The 18,286-nt window shown below is 63.5% G+C and carries 20 protein-coding genes; 9 read left to right on the plus strand and 11 right to left on the minus strand.

Annotated elements, in window-relative coordinates:
- Positions 1 to 228 precede the first annotated feature (228 nt).
- On the plus strand, positions 229 to 711 hold the full coding sequence (locus tag NG900_RS25190; protein ID WP_252684894.1) for a YbjN domain-containing protein: 483 nt from the start codon (positions 229 to 231) through the stop codon (positions 709 to 711).
- A gap of 215 nt (positions 712 to 926) precedes the next feature.
- Here NG900_RS25190 and NG900_RS25195 read toward each other — a convergent pair whose 3' ends face one another.
- The 6 genes from NG900_RS25195 to moaC all read right to left on the minus strand — a co-directional run bounded on the left by NG900_RS25195 (position 927) and on the right by moaC (position 5,645).
- Positions 927 to 1,463, minus strand: coding sequence for a hypothetical protein (locus NG900_RS25195; protein WP_252684895.1), 537 nt, complete (start codon positions 1,461 to 1,463; stop codon positions 927 to 929).
- A gap of 228 nt (positions 1,464 to 1,691) precedes the next feature.
- Positions 1,692 to 2,621: an SOS response-associated peptidase family protein gene (locus NG900_RS25200; protein ID WP_252684897.1), complete on the minus strand. Its 930-nt coding sequence runs from the start codon at positions 2,619 to 2,621 to the stop codon at positions 1,692 to 1,694.
- 32 nt (positions 2,622 to 2,653) lie between these two features.
- Positions 2,654 to 3,184, minus strand: a complete 531-nt coding sequence (locus tag NG900_RS25205) for a hypothetical protein (RefSeq protein ID WP_252684899.1) — start codon at positions 3,182 to 3,184, stop codon at positions 2,654 to 2,656.
- Positions 3,185 to 3,297: 113 nt separating this feature from the next.
- Positions 3,298 to 3,951 carry a DUF6988 family protein gene (locus NG900_RS25210; protein WP_252684901.1) on the minus strand — a complete coding sequence of 218 codons (654 nt, stop codon included), beginning with the start codon at positions 3,949 to 3,951 and terminating at the stop codon, positions 3,298 to 3,300.
- Positions 3,952 to 4,038: 87 nt separating this feature from the next.
- Positions 4,039 to 5,022 carry a tyrosine-type recombinase/integrase gene (locus NG900_RS25215; protein ID WP_252684903.1) on the minus strand — a complete coding sequence of 328 codons (984 nt, stop codon included), beginning with the start codon at positions 5,020 to 5,022 and terminating at the stop codon, positions 4,039 to 4,041.
- A gap of 137 nt (positions 5,023 to 5,159) precedes the next feature.
- Positions 5,160 to 5,645 carry a cyclic pyranopterin monophosphate synthase MoaC gene (moaC, locus tag NG900_RS25220; RefSeq protein ID WP_252684905.1) on the minus strand — a complete coding sequence of 162 codons (486 nt, stop codon included), beginning with the start codon at positions 5,643 to 5,645 and terminating at the stop codon, positions 5,160 to 5,162.
- Positions 5,646 to 5,750: 105 nt separating this feature from the next.
- Between moaC and NG900_RS25225 the strand changes: the two genes are divergently transcribed.
- The gene (locus NG900_RS25225; protein ID WP_252684907.1) at positions 5,751 to 7,454 is read left to right on the plus strand and encodes a beta-barrel assembly-enhancing protease; all 1,704 of its coding nucleotides are present in this window, start codon (positions 5,751 to 5,753) and stop codon (positions 7,452 to 7,454) included.
- A 7-nt stretch (positions 7,455 to 7,461) separates the two neighbouring features.
- Here NG900_RS25225 and NG900_RS25230 read toward each other — a convergent pair whose 3' ends face one another.
- Genes NG900_RS25230 through NG900_RS25250 form a run of 5 tightly spaced genes read right to left on the minus strand, consistent with a single transcriptional unit; the run spans position 7,462 to position 10,882 of the window.
- A complete protein-coding gene (locus tag NG900_RS25230; RefSeq protein ID WP_252684909.1) occupies positions 7,462 to 8,043 on the minus strand; it encodes a DUF2946 family protein in 582 nt (193 codons plus the stop codon).
- Positions 8,036 to 9,112 carry a YheT family hydrolase gene (locus tag NG900_RS25235; RefSeq protein ID WP_252684911.1) on the minus strand — a complete coding sequence of 359 codons (1,077 nt, stop codon included), beginning with the start codon at positions 9,110 to 9,112 and terminating at the stop codon, positions 8,036 to 8,038. The genes NG900_RS25230 and NG900_RS25235 overlap by 8 nt, the downstream gene beginning before the upstream one ends.
- 36 nt (positions 9,113 to 9,148) lie before the next feature.
- Positions 9,149 to 9,589, minus strand: a complete 441-nt coding sequence (locus tag NG900_RS25240; protein WP_252684913.1) for a YybH family protein — start codon at positions 9,587 to 9,589, stop codon at positions 9,149 to 9,151.
- 23 nt (positions 9,590 to 9,612) lie between these two features.
- Positions 9,613 to 10,638, minus strand: a complete 1,026-nt coding sequence (waaF, locus tag NG900_RS25245) for a lipopolysaccharide heptosyltransferase II (protein WP_252684915.1) — start codon at positions 10,636 to 10,638, stop codon at positions 9,613 to 9,615.
- 46 nt (positions 10,639 to 10,684) lie between these two features.
- On the minus strand, positions 10,685 to 10,882 hold the full coding sequence (locus NG900_RS25250) for a zinc-finger domain-containing protein (RefSeq protein ID WP_252684917.1): 198 nt from the start codon (positions 10,880 to 10,882) through the stop codon (positions 10,685 to 10,687).
- A gap of 321 nt (positions 10,883 to 11,203) precedes the next feature.
- Here NG900_RS25250 and NG900_RS25255 point away from each other — a divergent pair, with 321 nt between their 5' ends.
- The 7 genes from NG900_RS25255 (at position 11,204) to NG900_RS25285 (ending at position 18,272) form a co-directional block, all read left to right on the plus strand.
- Entirely contained in the window at positions 11,204 to 11,998 is a 795-nt protein-coding gene (locus tag NG900_RS25255) for an AzlC family ABC transporter permease (RefSeq protein WP_252684919.1), read from the plus strand.
- The gene (locus NG900_RS25260; protein ID WP_252684921.1) at positions 11,995 to 12,318 is read left to right on the plus strand and encodes an AzlD domain-containing protein; all 324 of its coding nucleotides are present in this window, start codon (positions 11,995 to 11,997) and stop codon (positions 12,316 to 12,318) included. Before NG900_RS25255 ends, NG900_RS25260 begins: the two co-directional genes overlap by 4 nt.
- A 5-nt stretch (positions 12,319 to 12,323) precedes the next feature.
- A complete protein-coding gene (rarD, locus tag NG900_RS25265; protein WP_252684923.1) occupies positions 12,324 to 13,226 on the plus strand; it encodes an EamA family transporter RarD in 903 nt (300 codons plus the stop codon).
- A gap of 153 nt (positions 13,227 to 13,379) precedes the next feature.
- On the plus strand, positions 13,380 to 14,591 hold the full coding sequence (locus NG900_RS25270; RefSeq protein ID WP_252684925.1) for a phosphoglycerate kinase: 1,212 nt from the start codon (positions 13,380 to 13,382) through the stop codon (positions 14,589 to 14,591).
- Between the two features lie 47 nt (positions 14,592 to 14,638).
- Positions 14,639 to 16,078 (plus strand): pyruvate kinase, encoded by a 1,440-nt coding sequence (pyk, locus tag NG900_RS25275; RefSeq protein WP_252684927.1) that lies wholly within the window; start codon positions 14,639 to 14,641, stop codon positions 16,076 to 16,078.
- 81 nt (positions 16,079 to 16,159) lie between these two features.
- Positions 16,160 to 17,224, plus strand: a complete 1,065-nt coding sequence (fba, locus tag NG900_RS25280) for a class II fructose-bisphosphate aldolase (protein ID WP_252684929.1) — start codon at positions 16,160 to 16,162, stop codon at positions 17,222 to 17,224.
- A gap of 112 nt (positions 17,225 to 17,336) precedes the next feature.
- Positions 17,337 to 18,272 (plus strand): phosphoribosylaminoimidazolesuccinocarboxamide synthase, encoded by a 936-nt coding sequence (locus NG900_RS25285; protein ID WP_252684931.1) that lies wholly within the window; start codon positions 17,337 to 17,339, stop codon positions 18,270 to 18,272.
- Positions 18,273 to 18,286: the final 14 nt, after the last annotated feature.

Consider the following 18,286-nt stretch of genomic DNA (forward strand, 5'->3'; position numbering starts at 1 on the left):
CCAACATGCCCACCGTGATCACCTCTGTATCCCCTGCTCAAAGATTGAGCAGGACATTCAATCACGTGGGTCAAATTTCGATGCAAATCACCCCGCCAAGTGGGTCAATTCTGCTCGCGCGTTAACACATATAGGTTTGACTGGATCGACTATCACGCCATAAAGAGCCAAGGGCGCCTTCCGGCGTCCTTTTTTTGTCCCCACTTACTACACGAACCGGAGCGCCTATTGCCGAAGACCTTCACTGAGCAACAGATCAACATCGAAAGCCTTGCCGCACACATCAGCGACAGCGGCTTGACACCCCATGAAGTGCAACCTGACGGCATCTGGATACGGTCGCCGAAGGGGTTGGGGTTTCGTATCTCCCTCATCACTGACCGGAAGTTCATCCGGTTCGCCACGTACCTTCCCCTGAATCAGCACGCCACCATCGGCCAGAAGCACGAACTCGCACGGCGACTGAACGAGAACGTGTTTTTGCCGGTCTTCACCATCGACCCAGACGAAGACCTGACCGTGATGTATGTATTGCCGTTCAGCGGGGGATTGGTTCCCGCAAACTTCATGGCGGTGGTCAACCAATTCGGCTTGATGCTGGAATATGTTGTCCAGACCTTCAACGAGGACCGGCTGATTCATTTTGGTGCGCCGGACGGGAAGCCTGCCGATATGGATTTGGTGCCAGCCAGCGGCGAACTGCTGCACTGACTGTTCAAGATCGACCCCGAACCGTCACGATGGCCGTCATGATGCGGGGCGAAAAACCCGTTGAACTACGCACCGCCGTTCTTCACGATACCGTCGCAAACAGTACCGTACTCACAGCAGTGCGTTCTAGACGGGTGGGTGAAGGTTCCGAAGGCATTGCGCCAATCCGGTGAAGCTACCGGCGTTTCCGGCTGGCGGTGCCATCAAAACCGGCGTCAAATGGTCAGGCCCCTATACAAGACCCACACTGCATACAGGCATACGCCCGATTGGCAGGCGGACAAGACCGCCTGCAGTTGCAAGATGCGATTGGCTATACGGCCTGTACAGGTGAAGTCCCTTACGCGCATACGTCGAACGACCCAACGCACTGCCCATGCGTTCAGTCCCCACGCGGTCTTGTCATATTCGGCCATGAGAGAGTCAACATTCACAGGGTTGCCGCCCATGGATTTGACTGCGCTTTCGCCCGCCTCCGTGCTGGCACCAAGAACCGACACAACCATGGCAGCGTACTTGGCCAGAACGCCAGCCACCAGTGCAATTAGGAACAGGCGCACTAGTCCGGGCAATGTTGCCTTCGCAAGATAAGGGGAAAGGTCCGAAATCTTGCCAAGCAAAAAGGCAAGCATGGCGCCAAACGCTGTCAACATCCAGCCCGAAAATGCATCAAGCTTTTCCGCACCTTTGGCGCTGCCCTGTACGAGGGTCTTGTTCACAAGGACTTTGACTACGTCCAACTCGTTGGTCATCGGGGAATCCTGAAGGTAAAGATGGCCCAATATAGCCCGACGCCTTGGCGCGGCAAAGGCAGAAACCTGCCATGGGTTGGAGCGGTTCCATGAATGGCAGATCACGCCACTGTGCGGGAACGATGAATATGAAGGAGATGCCCGACACCGCCGCTACGTGCGAAAGATGGATAGTGCTGGCGGATGCAACGCGTACTGCATCAGTGTTGCTGGTCGGGCGACACACCGTTACTCCGCGAACTTGTGCAAGTAGTACGGCGCGGCCCGATCTTCAAGAATCGCATCCATCGCGTCTAGGTTCTTCGAATCGGGATTTAGCCAAGCATCAATGTTCTCGGCTTTGATCGGCACGATGCATCGGTCGTGTCCAGCTTCCACAATTTCCGGTGGCGGGTCGTCCGTGATGGCTGCAAACGAGAGCAAGTCCTTCTGTCCGGGTTCGGTCCAGTGCGACCACAGGCATGCAACCAGCAGTGTTTGTGGCGGATCGGGCCGGAACTCCATCACCACGTTCGACCCGTCTTCGCGGGTGACGTTCTCATAGAAGGCATCAACCAGAATCAGGCCGTGGGTGTGGCCGTACTGTTCTTTCCAGAATCCACGCAGGTTGTCCCGCCGTGCGTTGTACGTGCCGGGATACTTGGTGTCATAGAAGGCTGGCTTACCTGCTGGCCTGCATCCGTACCGCATTGGTTTGACCGTACGCCGACCGTTCTCCATCACCATTACCGGTGCGTACCAGCCCGGATAGATGCGCGAATCACGCGGCTTCAGTTCGGTGCTGTTGAGGTCTTCCAGCTTGCCTTTGGCTGCTTCGATCTTGTTGGTTGCGATGCGCACATCTTCGGCAGCCTTCTTGGTCGCCTTTATTGCCAGCGCCTGTTTGGCCTTCTCCAATCGCTCCGTCTGCTTGGCGAGTTCTTGCAGAAGTTCGATTTCGTCGGCGGCCATCCGTGCACGCAGCACCTCGGCAATCTTTCGCTCCTCGTCCGTCTCCGGTGACACGAGGAACGGTGCCGTCATCGCCTTCGGGACACGCATCTTGGGATTGCGGAAGTACTCCATGATCATCCGCGTGAAGTCATCCAGCGACATGATGGCGCCGTACTCCTTCACGAAGCGCCGGTAGTCGGCTTCAATACGGGCGGAGTAACACATGGTGGTCCCCGAAGTGGTGCGGCCATGATAGATCAGCGCCGTCTTCGGGCGGTGCGCTTCATGATCACCAGTTCTGCACTAGTCCATTCCAGCGGCGCCGGGGATGGGTGGCTGGCGAGTGCCATGCGAAGCCCTGTGAAGCGCCTGTCAAACGGCGGTTCGATGTCGGCGCATTCGCACCATTCAGCAACGTATCTGGCGTATTCAACAGTGCTTCGGAGATACCAAATCTCCCACATCAGACGCCGCACATCTTCACACTTGTTCCGTTCCCATATCGCACGAATTTCATCGACCGTGAGCCTGCTTGGTGGAGGCGGCGTGCTCTTCGGCGGGTTGCACTGAATCCCCGGCCCATGCATCGGATAGCCAGTGCCACGATCTTCGCGCGTGCACTCCACCGGTTCCCATCGCTCGACCTTCAGATAAGGGTTCCAGTCACCGGCGAAGAACTTTGCGGCCTGATCGGCGCTCATGTGGTGCCGGGTCATTCTCCACTGACCGGTCTTGGCATCCAGATACCGGTACTTGTGGACGATGTGGGGTGGCGGGGGGGTTTCCATGATGCGCAGATACTGTATGGATGTACAGTATCAGGCGACCCTCATGAGCGGTCAATCCGCGACAATGGAGACATGCCTTTGACACCACACCATGTCCCCAATTCCGTGCCGGATCAAGCTTGCACGGGTGGCGGGACAAGCGGCAGACAGTCGGCGAAATCCACGTACAACTTGCGGATTGGATGCATGTTCTCTGGATCACCGGACAGTATCGATACCAACTGTGCCGTGATGGAAACCAGTGCGTTGGAGTTCCGCAGGGCGTCAGTTGCAAGCGGTGCTGGGTAGCCGGTAAGTGTTCTGGATAGCGGATGGATGCCACCGTGCGTGTAACTGCACAGCGCCTTCCATGCCACTTCATGGAATTGCTTCAGTTGATCAACCAACTGTGGCTGCACCTTGCTGCTATCCAACTTCTTCAGCATTTCGGACAGAGAAGGCCCTTCGTTCGCCTGTCGGGCACTGTTCACGGTCAGCGGTTCACTAAGCTTGTCCACCCACTCTTCTGTGGCGCCATAAAGCAACCAGATGCCACGGACGAGTGTTTCGAACTGAGGTCGCACCAAGGCAATGCCCGAAGCGAACAACCCGTTATCGATGAGAACCAGCGCACCCATCGCGTGTTCCAGCGACAGTATCCCGGCTTGAAACGAAACAACGAATCGCTTTTCAGGGCAAGGAATGATGCGGTCCACGTGCGCTGCTACGGCTTCATGCAACTGCGCGGTGCGATCCAGTGTCGCGGATAGTTTTTCTTCTTCGGTCATCTCGGGATAAGGGTGCGGCCAGACCAACGGGTCAATGAGGAGGGCACCAGCGTACCCAATGTCCTTTTGTTGCACATGTCGGACCGCTTAGCCGATCTTCTTCGCCAGTTCAACGGCAGACGGGTGGTAGTACCGCTTCAGCATTGCCAAGTTGCGATGCCCTGATACCGCAGCAAGTTCAATGAGGTTGGGAAGCTTCGCCGCCAGTCGCGTGATCGCCGTATGACGCAGATCGTGCCAGTGCAAGTCCACCAGTCCGGCACGCTTGCATGCCCGCTTGAACGCCGCATGGTGCGCTGGTGCGTTGACAGGAAACACTCGACCATCAATGCACCGTGGCAGTTCTCGCAGCAGGTCCACGGCCTTCCGAGATAGCGGCACAGTTCGGGCAGTTCCGTTCTTGGTCATCGGAAGAAATGCGGTCTGATTTTCGAGATTGATGTTCGACCAGCGAAGTTGCAGCAATTCACCGCGTCGCATTGCCGTCTCAAGACTCAGAATCATCATCGGTCGAAGCCACGGACTACGACGACCGGTAGGTGCCAATGCCGCAAGCAGCCGATCTTCTTCATCGGCCAGCAGTAACCTGTCTCGGCCCTGTGGTGTCGGTGGTTTGCGAATCAGTGCGACGGGGTTGGTGATGTTGATGTCCCATTCGCGACGGGCATGGTTGATGATTGCCGATAGGTATGCCAAATCCCGGATCACCGTCGCAGGTTTTACCTGCTTCAGCCGTTCATCCCGGAAAGCCGCCAAGACCTTCGGCGTCAGTGCCGCCATGCTGAGTTTCGCCAGCGTGTTGCGGCAAGTGGCGCGAAGCCGAATTACTGCGTCAGTGCCGCCGCGCTGTGTGGGGCACACGTCAGTGATGTAACGGTCGATGATGTCTTCGAGCGTGTTGGCTTCGGCTTGGCTGCGGCTGACGAAGCTTCCGCGATCCATGTCCGCTTCCGCAGATCGCGCCCACTGTTCGGCTTCTTTGCGGGTGTTGAAGGTCTTTACTTCTGGTGGGAAGCCTTTACGCGTAATCCGGGCCTGCCACTTGTTTCCTCGATGTCTTATGGATGCCATCTTCTGTCTCCACTTGGACAGAATTTGGACAAGATCGACTTTTCGTCACTTCGCAGCAGCCGTTGCGATCAGATCAGCGGTGCGGTCAGTGGTCGTGCGGACAAGTGGCGGTGTCGAGAAAAAGACTGAAAAAACAATTACTTAACGTTGCCAGCCACCCACTCACCAGACTTCCCCCCCCGCTTCTCCATCAACCGCACATCCCCGATCACCATCCCCCGATCCACGGCCTTGCACATATCGTAGATGGTGAGCAGCCCCACCTGCACCGCAGTCAGCGCTTCCATCTCCACCCCCGTCTGCCCATGCGTCTCCGCACGAACGGTACAGCGGATGGTGTGTGCAGCCTCATCCAGCGCAAATTCCACCGCCACCTTGGTCAACGCCAGCGGGTGACACAGCGGGATCAGATCCGACGTTCGCTTGGAACCCTGGATCGCCGCAATGCGTGCGATGCCGAGCACGTCGCCCTTCTTGGCGGTGCCGTCGCGCACCAGCGCAAACGTCTCGGGCAGCATGCGGATCGTGCCGGTGGCCACCGCCACGCGGTGCGTGACGGCCTTGTCGCCGACGTCGACCATGTGGGCTTGTCCGGCGGAATCGAAATGGGTGAGTTGCGACATGGGTGACAGCGCGTTTTGCGGGGCAGAGTACGAAGCGTTTTATGATAGCAAGCCACCGGCGCCCGACGAGGTGGCCGCGCTGATCCCGCTTACTGTGTTCTCCGTATGACGCCTCTCCTGTCTCTGCCGCGTGTGCACAAGCTGACGGCTGCTGTGCTGTTGTTGACGTGGCTTGCGCCGCTGTCCCTGCCCGCACTGGCGCAGGGGGCGGCATCTGCGCCTGGGGCGACGGCCAATCCGGGGCTCGGCTCCGCCGCGGCGGCCGATCAGGTGCAGAGCAACCTGAATCGCAGCGTGCAGATTGGCCGGCAGTCGCCGTATCTCACGAAAGATCCCACCGTCGTTGATGCGCCGACCTACGAATTGCCCGATATGGGCGATCCGTCCACCGCGTCGTTGTCGCCCGAGATGGAGCGCCGCCTGGGCGACCGCGTGATGCGCCAGATCCGCCGCGATCCGGACTACGTGCCCGACCCGCTGCTCACCGACTACCTGAACGGCATCGGCTACAAGCTGATTGAAGCCGCGCGCCGGCAGCGGGTGGGCGGGAGCTCCTCGGCGTCGAGCTTTGAGCTGTTCGCCGTGCGCGATCCGGGCATCAATGCGTTTGCGCTGCCTGGCGGCTACATCGGTGTGAACACGGGCACGCTGGTGGCGACCGAGAGCGAATCGGAACTGGCCTCGGTGCTCGGCCACGAAATCGGCCACGTGCTGCAGCGGCATATCGCCCGCGGGATCGACAAGTCCGGCGAGTCGATGTGGATTGCGCTGGCGTCGATCCTGCTGGCGGGTCTTGCAGCCACCAAGAGCGGTGATGCGGCGCAGGCGCTGGCCATGGGCGGGCAGGCGGCGGCGGTGTCCAACCAGTTGGCGTTCTCGCGTGGTGCCGAGCGCGAGGCGGATCGCGTCGGCTTCACGCTGCTGACGGGCGCGGGTTACAACCCCGATGGCATGCCCGATTTCTTCCGTCGCCTGCAGCGGGTGACGAATATTGCCGACACCGGCGTGATCCCCGGCTATGCGCGCACCCATCCGCTCACCGGCGAGCGTATCGCCGACATGGAAGACCGCGCGCGTGGCCTGCCGCATCCGCGCCAGCCGCATCGCCCGGAATTCGGCTTTGCCAAAGTGCGTGCCCGTGTCTTGCAAGAGACGTCGACCAGCGGCTACATCGACGTGCGCAATGCGATGCGCTCGCAGTTGTCTTCCGCGCCGGCTGCGCCGATCGAGAAGCGCGCCGCGCTCTGGTACGGCGTAGCGGTGACCAACCAGATGGCCGGCCGGCTCGACGAAGCCGAGCAGGCGCTGCAGGAAGCGCGGCGCCTGTACGGCAACATTCCCGGCATCACCTCGGGCAGCGTTGAGCTGGATGTGACCGCCATCGAACTGGCGCGTGCCCGTGATCGTGCGCCCGAGGCGTTGGCCTTGGCGCGCGCGGCGTTGACTGCGTATCCGCTCTCACGCGCGGTGGGCATCACCTATGCGCAGACGCTGCTGGCGGCGCGCCGGCCGGATGACGCCATTCCGTATCTGAAGGACAAGACTCGCGAAGACACCGCCCAACCGGTCTGGTGGGACTTGCTGGCACGCGCGTATGCCGACAAGGGCAAGCGTGTCGAGCAGCATCGTGCGTTGGCCGAGAAGTACGCGCGGGATGGAGCGTGGGGCGCGGCGGTTGAGCAGTTGAAGCTCGCACGCGGCGCGGGGGATGCGGATTTCTACACGCTCTCCGAGGTCGATGCGCGCTTGCACCAGATGGAGCGGCAGTACAAGGAAGAGAAGGCAGAAGACAAGCTGCTGCCGAAATAGGGCGGCGCTATTCGGCCGGCTGCGCCACGAAGCCGTAGCGCTTCGCTACTTCTGCGTGGCGGATCGGCTCGATGTCGAACGTCCGGCCGCCCAGAGGCAACGTGCCGAGGGCTGCGCTACACGCTTGCCCATGCCATTGCGCTAGTGAAGAGAACGGCTCCAGGTCGTGATCGTGCAGCAGGGCCACGGTTTCCTGCGTTTCCAGTCCGGCCACATGGCCGGAGAGCAGCACGCTCCCGTGCTCGTCGACAAAGCAGCCGCTCGGTGAGAACGCGGCGCCCGTGGTGGTGGTCAACGCGGGCAGCCCGCTCTCGGGCGACAGCCGCACCACCCACGGCGTGTAGTCGAGCTCCACAAACACCCGCTGCGGCCCGTTCTGGAAGAACCAGCGCCCCGTATCGTCATGCGTGTAGTTGCGCACGATGAAGTCGATGAGCGCTGCGTGGCGGATCGGGTCTCCCGCCAGCTTGTGCTGCTGCGCGTATTCATTGCGCATGCGCCACTGGCCGCGCCGGTCCAGCGCCAGCCAGCCGAAGCAGTTCGGCACGTTCGGCCACTTGGCCATGGCCTGGCGGACGATCTCATCCACGGGCTTCACCTGCATCCGGTTGACGGCCGAGCACGTCATCGAAAAAGCGCAGGATGCGCGCGGGCATCCAATCGACGCGGCCCGTATTGCCATGGCGCAGCAGGAAGCCGACATGGCCGCCATGCAGCGGCTGGTCCAGCTCGATGTCGGGCGAGACGTCGGACGGGCCGGGCAGGAAGCGGCCGGGCAGGAACGGATCGTTGCGCGCGTTCAGCACCAGAGAAGGCACGCGTACCTCGCGCAGCACGGGCTTGGACGAGGCGCGTGTCCAGTAGTCGAGCACATCGCGAAAGCCGTGCAGCGGCGCCGTGACGAGGTTGTCGAACTGGCCCAGCGTGCGCGTGGCCATCATGGCGGCGCGGTCGTACAGGCCGGGATGCTGGTCGAGCTTGGCGTTGGCCTTGTCCTTGAGCGTGCGCAGGAACATGCGCGTGTAGACCATGTTGAAGCCCGTGGATAGCGCAGCGCCGCCGGCCCGCATGTCCAGCGGCGCGGAGACCGTTGCCGCCGCGCTCACGTAGCGGGCATCGGCGCCATGTTCGCCGAGATAGCGCAGCAGCGCATTGCCGCCCAGCGAGATGCCGACGACCAGCAGCTTGCGGCCTTGCGGCACGCAGACCGTCCGATAGAGACGCTCGAGAATCCACGCGATCTCGGCGCCGTCGCCGCAGTGGTACATGCGCGGCGCGAGGTTCATCTCCCCCGAGCAGCCACGGAAGTGCGGGATCACGCCCGGCCAGCGGCGCGCGCGCAGTGCATCCATCAGCAGGCTCGCGTAGTGGCTGCGCGAATCGCCCTCCAGGCCATGGAACATGACGACGAGCGGCGCGTGTGCTTCAGTTGCGTGCGTGGTCCAGTCGAGATCGACGAAGTCGTGATCGGGCGTATCCCAGCGCTCGCGCCGATACGTGATGCGCGGAAAGCGCCACAGGCGTGCGGGCACGATGGTCTGCGCATTGCCGCCGATCAGCCACCACGGCGAGCGGAACGCGTGCGGCTCGAACGGCCCGGCGAGCAGAGCGCCCAGATTCAGTTCAAGGGGAGTGGCGTGGCGAGACGGGTGAGTCATCAGGAACAGTCGGCGGCCACGCCTGGCGTGGCGCGCTTAGTGCAGGGAATGCGTGACGCTGGCGATGGACGCAGCCACGCGCTCTTCGGCGGCCTGGCTGGAATGCACATGGGCGATGCGCCAGCCTTCGTGGTTCTGCATCATCACGTAGGTCGTGTGCACGTACAGGTCGGCCTCGGTGGCCGTGGCGGAGAAGCGCAGCGCCTCGGTCGCTTCGAAGATCGACACGCCCAGCGACGAATGCACCTGCTGCGAGAGGCATTCGATCCAGACTGGGTTCTTCTCGACGAGCGCATCGAGGCAGCCGCGCAGCTGCTCGTGGCCGTGCAGGCGCTGGCCGTCAGGCAGGATGAAGCTCACCGAATCCTCATCCAGCCACAGCTTGAGCGCGCCATCGGCATCGCGGCGCTTGAGCGCTTCGCGATAGGCTTCGAGGATGTCCTCGGCGGCTTCGAACAGGCGGGCAAATCGTGGCATGGCGGTGATGTGGAAGGAGAGCGTTACTGCGGCTGCAGCAGCCGGCGCAATTCGTGAAACACCATCTCGGGGCCGATGTCGCGCAGGCAGCGCAGGTGACCCAGCGGGCATTCGCGCGCGAAGCACGGACTGCATTCCAGATGGAGCCACATGATACTCGCAGCGGGCGACAGGGGCGGCGTGTGGCGCGGGTCGCTCGAGCCGAAGACGGCCACCTGCGGGCGCCCCAGGGCGGCGGTCACGTGCATCAGGCCCGAGTCGTTGCAGACGGCGGCTTCGGCACGGGCGAGCAGTTCGATGGCCTCGTCCAGCGAGGTCTCGCCGCACAGGTTGCGCACGAACGGCGCGCGCTCGACGATGGCGTCGGCCATCTCGCGGTCCTTGCCTGAACCGAGCGCGACGATCTGCGCATACGGGAACGAGCGACGCACCATCTGCGCAAGTTCTGCGAAGTGCTCGGCGGGCCAGCGTTTGGCGGGGCCGAATTCCGCGCCGGGGCAGAAGGCGATCAGCCGTGCATTGCCCGGAAGACCGAATTTGGCCGACGTGGCCATCACACGTTGCACGTCGACGTTCAGCTTCGGGTCGGGCAGCGTGTCGGGCAGCTTGGCGTGGGGCTTGAAGGCCAGCGCCGCATAGTGCTGCACCATCGGCGGCCGCGAGTTCTTGGGCGGATTCGGATAACGCACGTTCAGCACGCCCAGCCGCGATTCGCCCTTGTAGCCGATGCGCAGCGGAATGCCGGCCAGCCAGGGGATCAGCGCGCTCTTGAACGAGTTCGGCAGCACGTAGGCCGCATCGAAGGTTTCGTTCTTGAGCTGCTGCGCGAACATCGTGCGGCTGCCAAGCTGCAGCTTGCCGTGTGCGAGGTCGGTGGGCAGCACGCGGGAGATTTCCGGCATGCGCGCGAGCACGGGCGCCACCCATTTCGGGGCGATTGCGTGGATCTGCGCGCGCGGATGCCGCGCCTTGAGCTGCGCAAACAGCGGCTGCGCCATTAGCGCATCACCGATCCAGTTGGGGGCAACGACGAGGATCTTGCGCATCATCGACTCGCCGGCAGAAGGTTGCAGGCGGTCAGCGGGTGAACACAGCTCAATGGTGGCCCTTCAGTTCAACGCCGGGAGCCAGCTTGTAGACCGTGCCGCAGTACGGGCACTTGGCAACGCCCGTGTCGGCGATGTCGAGGAACACGCGCGGGTGGTAGTTCCAGGCCGGCGTCTTGGCAGTCGGGCAGTGCAGCGGCAGGTCGTCTGCGCCGATTTCGATCGTGGGTGCGGTTTGCGTGGTCATGGTGAGTGAGGAATGCCGGCGTGGTCTGCACAGGGTCAGCCACGCTTGATGTGCCGACAAAGGCGAAATTGTAAGGGGTGGGCGCGGGCGCGCCAACGCCGATTGTTGCACTGCGTGGCGCCCAGCACGAATCGCGGCACGGAACACGAGACACGCGCATCGGAACGCATGGGCATTAAGCAACTGCTTAACATCAAAAGTATAATCGCGTGTTTCCTACGAGCTCCACATGTCGCCCTCGACAGCTAAACGTTTGCGCCCGGCTGGCAGGTTCCACCCGGTCCGCAGAAAAGAAATGACCCCGCCGCTTGCGAGGACGTCATGGCGCTAGTCCGCTGGGCGGCCGCGCTGCAGCGCCGTTGGGAAGCGATCGACCCCGGCGAGCGCGCCGGCTTCATCGCCGGCCTGCGCGCGTATGCCCCGTCCACGCTGCCCGTGTTCACGTGGGGCGCGGTGACCGGCGTGGCGATGAGCAAGTCAGTGTTGACCATTCCGCAGGCGATCGGCATGTCGATCTTCGTCTACGCGGGGTCGTCGCAACTGGCGGTGCTGCCCTTGCTGGCGGCCGGGCTGCCGATCTGGACGGTGCTGCTGACGGCGTTTATCGTCAACGTGCGCTTTGTCATTTTCGGCGCGGGGCTGATGCAGCATTTTGCGCATCTGCCATTCCTGCGTCGGGTGATATTGGGTTCGTTCAACGGCGATTTGCCGTTTGTGCTGTTCACCCAGCAGTACCCGTCGGCCGCGCCGCAGGCCGGCAAGGAGGGCTACTACTGGGGCATGGTCCTGCTGAATTTCGTGGTCTGGCAGGTGTCGTCCATCCTGGGCATCGTCGCGGCGAGCCTGTTTCCGGATGCGTGGGGCCTGGCACTGGCCGGGACGCTTGCGCTGATTCCTGTCATGGTGTCGACCATTCGAGGCCGTGCCACCCTCATGGCGGTGGCGGTGGCGGCCGTGCTGGCGCTGGTGGCGTTCAAGCTGCCCTATCGACTGAGCCTGGTGATTGCGGTAACCGGCGCGATGGCCGCCGGCCTGGCCGCCGACGAGGCCGCCGCGCGTCTGCAATGGCAGCGCCGTCGCGCTGCGCAGATGCCTTCCAACGAGGACGACGCATGAGCGCACTGGACATCTGGTTGGTCATTGCCGGCATGACGGTGGTCACCATCGTCACGCGCTCGCTGTTTCTGGCGGTGGGCGACCGCATGACGCTGCCGGCGCGCCTGCAGCATGCGCTGCGCTTCGCGCCGGCTGCCGCGCTCATGGCGATCGTGCTGCCCGATCTGCTCTGGAATCAGGGCCACCTCGAAGCGAGCTGGACCAACCCCCGCCTGATGGCCGGCATTGCCGCAACCGCCTTCTATGTGGCAACGCGGCGCATGCTTGGCATGGTGATCGTCGGCATGGGCGTATTTACCGTACTGCGCCTCTGGGGCTGATGGGGATGAATGTGTCGGGGTCCACTCGCAACGGCGTGATCTTCGCCTTCCTGGCCTACACGATGTGGGGCCTGTTTCCGCTGTACTTCAAGCTGCTCAAGGCCGTGTCGCCGGTGGAGATCCTCTCGCACCGGGTGATCTGGTCATTGGCGGTGATGGTGGTGATCCTGCTCGTGAAGCAGCACTGGGCCTGGCTCTGGGCGTTGCGCACGCAGCCGCGCGTGGTGGGGCGCTACGCAGCCAGTACCAGCCTGCTGGCCGCCAATTGGCTGACCTACATCTGGGCGGTCAACCACGACCACGTGCTCGAAGCCAGCCTGGGCTACTTCATCAACCCGCTGGTGGTGGTGATGCTGGCCGCGCTGGTGCTGGGCGAGCGGCTGCGGCCAGTGCAGTGGGTATCGGTGGCGCTGGCCGCCGCCGGCGTGGCGTGGTTGACGTGGCAGGCCGGCAGCCTCCCGTGGATCGCGCTGGCGCTGGCGTTTTCGTTCGGGTTCTATGGCTTGCTACGGAAGACCTCGCCCCTGGGCGCGCTCGAAGGGCTGACGCTGGAGACGCTGCTGCTGTTTCCGCTGGCGCTCGGCTATCTGGGGTGGCTGGCTTCGGCGCACCAGAACGCGTTCCTGGCCGCATCGCCCGGTACGCAGCTGTTGCTGGTGCTGGCCGGCCCGCTGACGGCACTGCCGCTGCTGATGTTCGGCGCCGGCGCGCGGCGCATTCCGCTGTCGCTGCTGGGTTTGCTGCAGTACGTGAGCCCGACGCTGCAGCTGCTGCTGGGCGTCTGGCTCTATAACGAGCCGTTCGCAGGCCCCAAGGTGGCGGGCTATGTGCTGATCTGGGCCGGGCTGGCCGTCTATTCGGCCGAGGGCTGGATGCGGCTGCGCCGCCGCACGCCGCTGCCGGCCTGAGGTTGGCCGATTCCCCCGGGGGCGCCCATCGGCTGGCCTCGGCAAGACGGCGGAGCCCGGAAGTGGGAGCCGACGGGTGAGCGCCAAGAACGCACGTTTTGACCGGTCGCATCAGGTAAAATCGTCGTTTTCCGTGATTCCTCCGTAGCTGCCATGCCTCACGTCCTGCGTCTGTCCGATCTCATCTCCGAAGGCAAGCTTGCCGGCAAGCGTGTCTTTATCCGCGCTGATCTGAATGTGCCGCAAGACGATGCCGGCAACATCACCGAAGACACGCGCATCCGCGCCTCCGTGCCAGCCATTCAGGCCGCGCTGGACGCCGGCGCCGCCGTGATGGTCACTTCACACCTGGGTCGTCCGACCGAGGGCGAATTCAAGCCCGAAGACTCGCTGGCACCAGTGGCCAAGCGCCTGGCCGAGTTGCTAGGCTGCGACGTCAAGCTGGTGCAGAACTGGGTCGACGGCGTGGATGTGGCGCCCGGCCAGGTCGTGCTGCTGGAAAACTGCCGCGTGAACAAGGGCGAGAAGAAGAACAGCGACGAGCTGGCCCAGAAGATGGCCAAGCTGTGCGACGTCTACGTCAACGACGCGTTCGGCACCGCCCACCGCGCGGAAGCCACCACCCACGGCATCGCCAAGTTCGCCCCCATCGCCTGTGCCGGCCCGCTGCTGGCGGCCGAGCTGGATGCGCTGGGCAAGGCACTGGGCCAGCCGGCCCGTCCGCTGGTGGCCATCGTGGCCGGTTCGAAGGTGTCGACCAAGCTGACCATCCTGAAATCGCTGGCCGACAAGGTCGACAACCTGATCGTCGGCGGCGGCATCGCCAACACGTTCATGCTGGCGGCGGGCCTGAAGATCGGCAAGTCGCTGGCCGAGCCGGACCTGGTGGGCGATGCCAAGGCCATCATCGACATGCTGGCCGCACGCGGCGCGTCGGTGCCCATCCCCGTGGATGTGGTGTGCGCCAAGGAGTTCAGCGCCACCGCTGCTGCCACCGTCAAGGATGTGGCGGACGTGGCCGACGACGACATGATCCTCGACATTGGCCCGAAGACGGCCGCGCAACTGGCTGAACAGCTGAAGTCCGCCGGCACCATCGTGTGGAACGGCCCGGTCGGCGTGTTCGAGTTCGACCAGTTCGGCAACGGCACCAAGGTGTTGGCTGAGGCGATTGCTGCCTCGTCGGGCTTCTCGATCGCGGGCGGCGGCGACACGCTGGCGGCCATCGCCAAGTACAACATTGCCGACAAGGTGGGCTATATCTCCACCGGCGGCGGTGCGTTCCTCGAATTCCTGGAAGGCAAGACGCTGCCCGCCGTGGAAGTCCTGGAGCAACGTGCCCAGAGCCAGGCAGCCGTGGCCTGACCGAGGCGCCGGACACATACCCCCAACAACAACGAGACACCGCCGCCATGACCCGCGCCACCAAGATCGTCGCCACCCTCGGCCCGTCGTCCAACACGCTGGAGATCCTCACGCGGATGATCGCGGGCGGTGTGGACGTGGTTCGGCTGAACTTCTCGCACGGCACCGCGCAGGATCACGTGGCGCGCGCCGAACTGGTGCGCGAGGCGGCGCGCTCGGTGGGCCGCGAAGTGGCCATCATGGCCGATCTGCAGGGCCCCAAGATCCGCGTCGGCAAGTTTGAGAGCGGCAAGATCACGCTCGAACCCGGCGACCGCTTCACGCTCGACGCACGCTGTGAACTGGGCAACCAGGAGCGCGTCGGCCTGGACTACAAGGAACTGCCCCGCGACGTCGGTCCCGGCGATCTGCTGCTGCTCAACGACGGCCTGATCGTGCTGCAGGTCGAGCGCGTGGTTGGTGAAGAGATCGAGACCATGGTCAAGATCGGCGGCGACCTGTCCAACAACAAGGGCATCAACCGCCAGGGCGGCGGGCTATCGGCGCCTGCGCTGACCGCCAAGGACATGGAAGACATCAAGACCGCGATGGCGCTGGGCGCCGATTACGTCGCGGTCAGCTTCCCCAAGAACGCGACCGACATGGAAATGGCGCGCCAACTGGCCGCCGTGGCCGGCGCGCCGCACAACCACAAGACGCGCATGATCGCCAAGATCGAGCGTGCCGAGGCCATCCGCCCGGGCGTGCTCGAAGAGATCCTGGCCGCGTCCGACGGCATCATGGTCGCCCGTGGTGACCTGGCCGTGGAAGTGGGTAACGCAGCCGTGCCGGCGCTGCAGAAGCGCATGATCAAGCTGGCACGCGAAGCCAACAAGCTGACCATCACCGCCACGCAGATGATGGAGTCGATGATCGTCAACCCGGTGCCGACGCGCGCCGAAGTGTCGGACGTCGCCAACGCTGTGCTGGATGGCACCGATGCGGTGATGCTGTCGGCGGAAACCGCTGCGGGCCGCTATCCGGTCGAGACGATCGAAGCCATGGCCGCCATCTGCGTCGAGGCTGAAAAGTCGCAGCCGGTGCACCTGGATGCTGACTTCCTCGACCAGACCTTCAGCCGCATCGACCAGTCGATCGCCATGGGCGCGCTGTTCACGGCGCACCACCTCCAGGTCAAGGCGATTGCCGCGCTCACCGATTCCGGCGCCACGGCGCTGTGGATGAGCCGCCACGGCATCAACATCCCCATTTATGCGATGACGCCCAATGTGGGCTCGCAGCGCAAGATGGCCCTGTACCGCAACGTGCAGTCGCTGCCGCTGGCCACCAGCTCCGACCGTGACGAAGCGCTGCACCAGGCCGAAGAGCTGCTGGTCGCGCGCGGCGTCGTGCAGCGCGGCGACTTCATCGTCCTGACCGTCGGCGAGCCGATGGGCCAGGCCGGCGGCACCAACACACTCAAGATTGTCCGCGTCGGCATGCACTGACGCGCACGACGGAACGCCGTTTGCTAAGGGTTCAAGATGCGTTCCAGAGACCGAATACAGATCGATCCATAGGAGAAAACCATGCCACTCGTCTCGATGCGCCAATTGCTGGACCACGCCGCTGAAAACGGCTACGGCCTGCCGGCATTCAACGTGAACAACCTGGAACAGGTCCAGGCTGTAATGGAAGCGGCCAAGGAAACCGGCGCGCCGGTGATCCTGCAGGCCAGCGCAGGCGCCCGCAAGTACGCCGGCGAGTCCTTCATCAAGCACCTGATCCAGGCCGCGGTTGAGGCCTATCCGGAGATCCCGCTGGTGATGCACCAGGATCACGGTCAAAGCCCGGCCATCTGCCAGGGCGCCATCGACCTGGGCTTCGGCTCGGTCATGATGGACGGCTCGCTGCGTGAAGATGGCAAGACCCCGGCCGACTTCGACTACAACGTCGACGTGACCCGCCGCGTGGTGGAAATGGCCCACAAGGTTGGCGTGACCGTGGAAGGCGAACTCGGCTGCCTGGGCTCGCTGGAAACCGGCATGGCTGGCGAGGAAGATGGCCACGGCGCCGAGGGCAAGCTCGACCATTCGTCCCTGCTGACCGATCCGGAAGAAGCCGCCCAGTTCGTCAAGGCGACGCAGCTCGATGCCCTGGCCATCGCCATCGGCACCAGCCACGGCGCCTACAAGTTCACGCGCAAGCCCACCGGCGACATCCTGGCGATCAGCCGCGTGAAGGAAATCCACGCACGCATTCCCAACACCCACCTCGTGATGCACGGCTCGTCCTCCGTGCCGCAGGAGTTGCTGGCCATCATCAACCAGTACGGCGGCAAGATGAAGGAAACCTACGGCGTGCCGGTCGAAGAGATCCAGGAAGCCATCAAGTACGGCGTGCGCAAGATCAACATCGACACCGACATCCGCCTGGCGATGACTGGCGCGGTGCGCAAGTTCCTGGCCGAAAACCCGGACAAGTTCGACGCCCGCGAATGGCTCAAGCCGGCGCGCGAAGCCGCCAAGCAGGTCTGCAAGGCGCGCTACATCCAGTTCGGCTGCGAAGGCCAGGCCGGCAAGATCAAGCCGGTGGGCATGTCGGTCATGGCGGCTGACTACGCAAGCGGCAAGCTGGCGCAAGTGGTGCAATAAGCCTTTCGCGTCACATCTAGCAAACGGCTGGCACTGCGCCAGCCGTTTTGCATGGGGCCGGCACGTATAATGTCGGCCTTCCACGTTTTCTCATCTCCTCTCGGGTTCTGCCGTGTCCGCCGCATCTAACAACCCCGCTGCATCGTCCGCCCTTTACGAATCGTCGATCACCAGCCTGCCGTTGCTTGGCCGTGGCAAGGTGCGCGAGAACTACGCTGTCGGCGACGACAAGCTGCTGATGGTCACCACCGACCGCCTCTCGGCGTTTGACGTGATCCTGAGCCAGCCGATTCCGGACAAGGGCAAAGTGCTCGCGCAGATGTCTGACTTCTGGTTCAACAAGCTGCGCCACATCGTGCCGACGCACGAGACGGGCATCGCCCCGGAAACCGTGGTGGCTCCGAACGAAGTCGACCAGGTGCGCGGCCGCGCCATCGTGGTCAAGCGCCTGAAGCCAATCCTGGTGGAAGCCGTGGTGCGCGGCTACCTGGCCGGCAGCGGCTGGAAGGACTACCAGGCCACCGGCGCCGTTTGCGGCGTGCATCTGGCTCCCGGCCTGCAGAACGCACAGAAGCTGCCCGAGCCGATCTTCACGCCCGCAGCCAAGGCCGAGATGGGCGAGCATGACGAGAACATCTCCTTCGATGAAGTCGAGCGCCGGATCGGCCCGGACCTCGCCGCGCAAATCCGCGACGTGAGCATCCGCCTGTACAAGGAAGCTTCCGAATTTGCCGCCACGCGCGGCATCATCATCGCCGACACCAAGTTCGAGTTCGGTTTGGACGAGAACGGCACGCTCACCCTGATGGACGAAGCGCTCACCGCCGATTCGTCGCGGTTCTGGCCGGCGGATTCGTACCAAGTGGGCACCAACCCGCCGTCGTTCGACAAGCAATTCGTGCGCGACTGGCTCGAAGCCGTGCGTATCGACGGCAAGCCGTGGCCGAAGACCGCGCCGGCGCCGCAACTGCCCGCCGACGTGATCGAAAAGACCGCCGACAAGTACCGCGAGGCGCTGACCCGCCTGACCGGTCAATCCCTGCGCTGACATTGGAGCGATGA

The organism is Ralstonia soli (assembly GCF_023955655.1).
Taxonomy (GTDB): Bacteria; Pseudomonadota; Gammaproteobacteria; order Burkholderiales; family Burkholderiaceae; genus Ralstonia; species Ralstonia soli.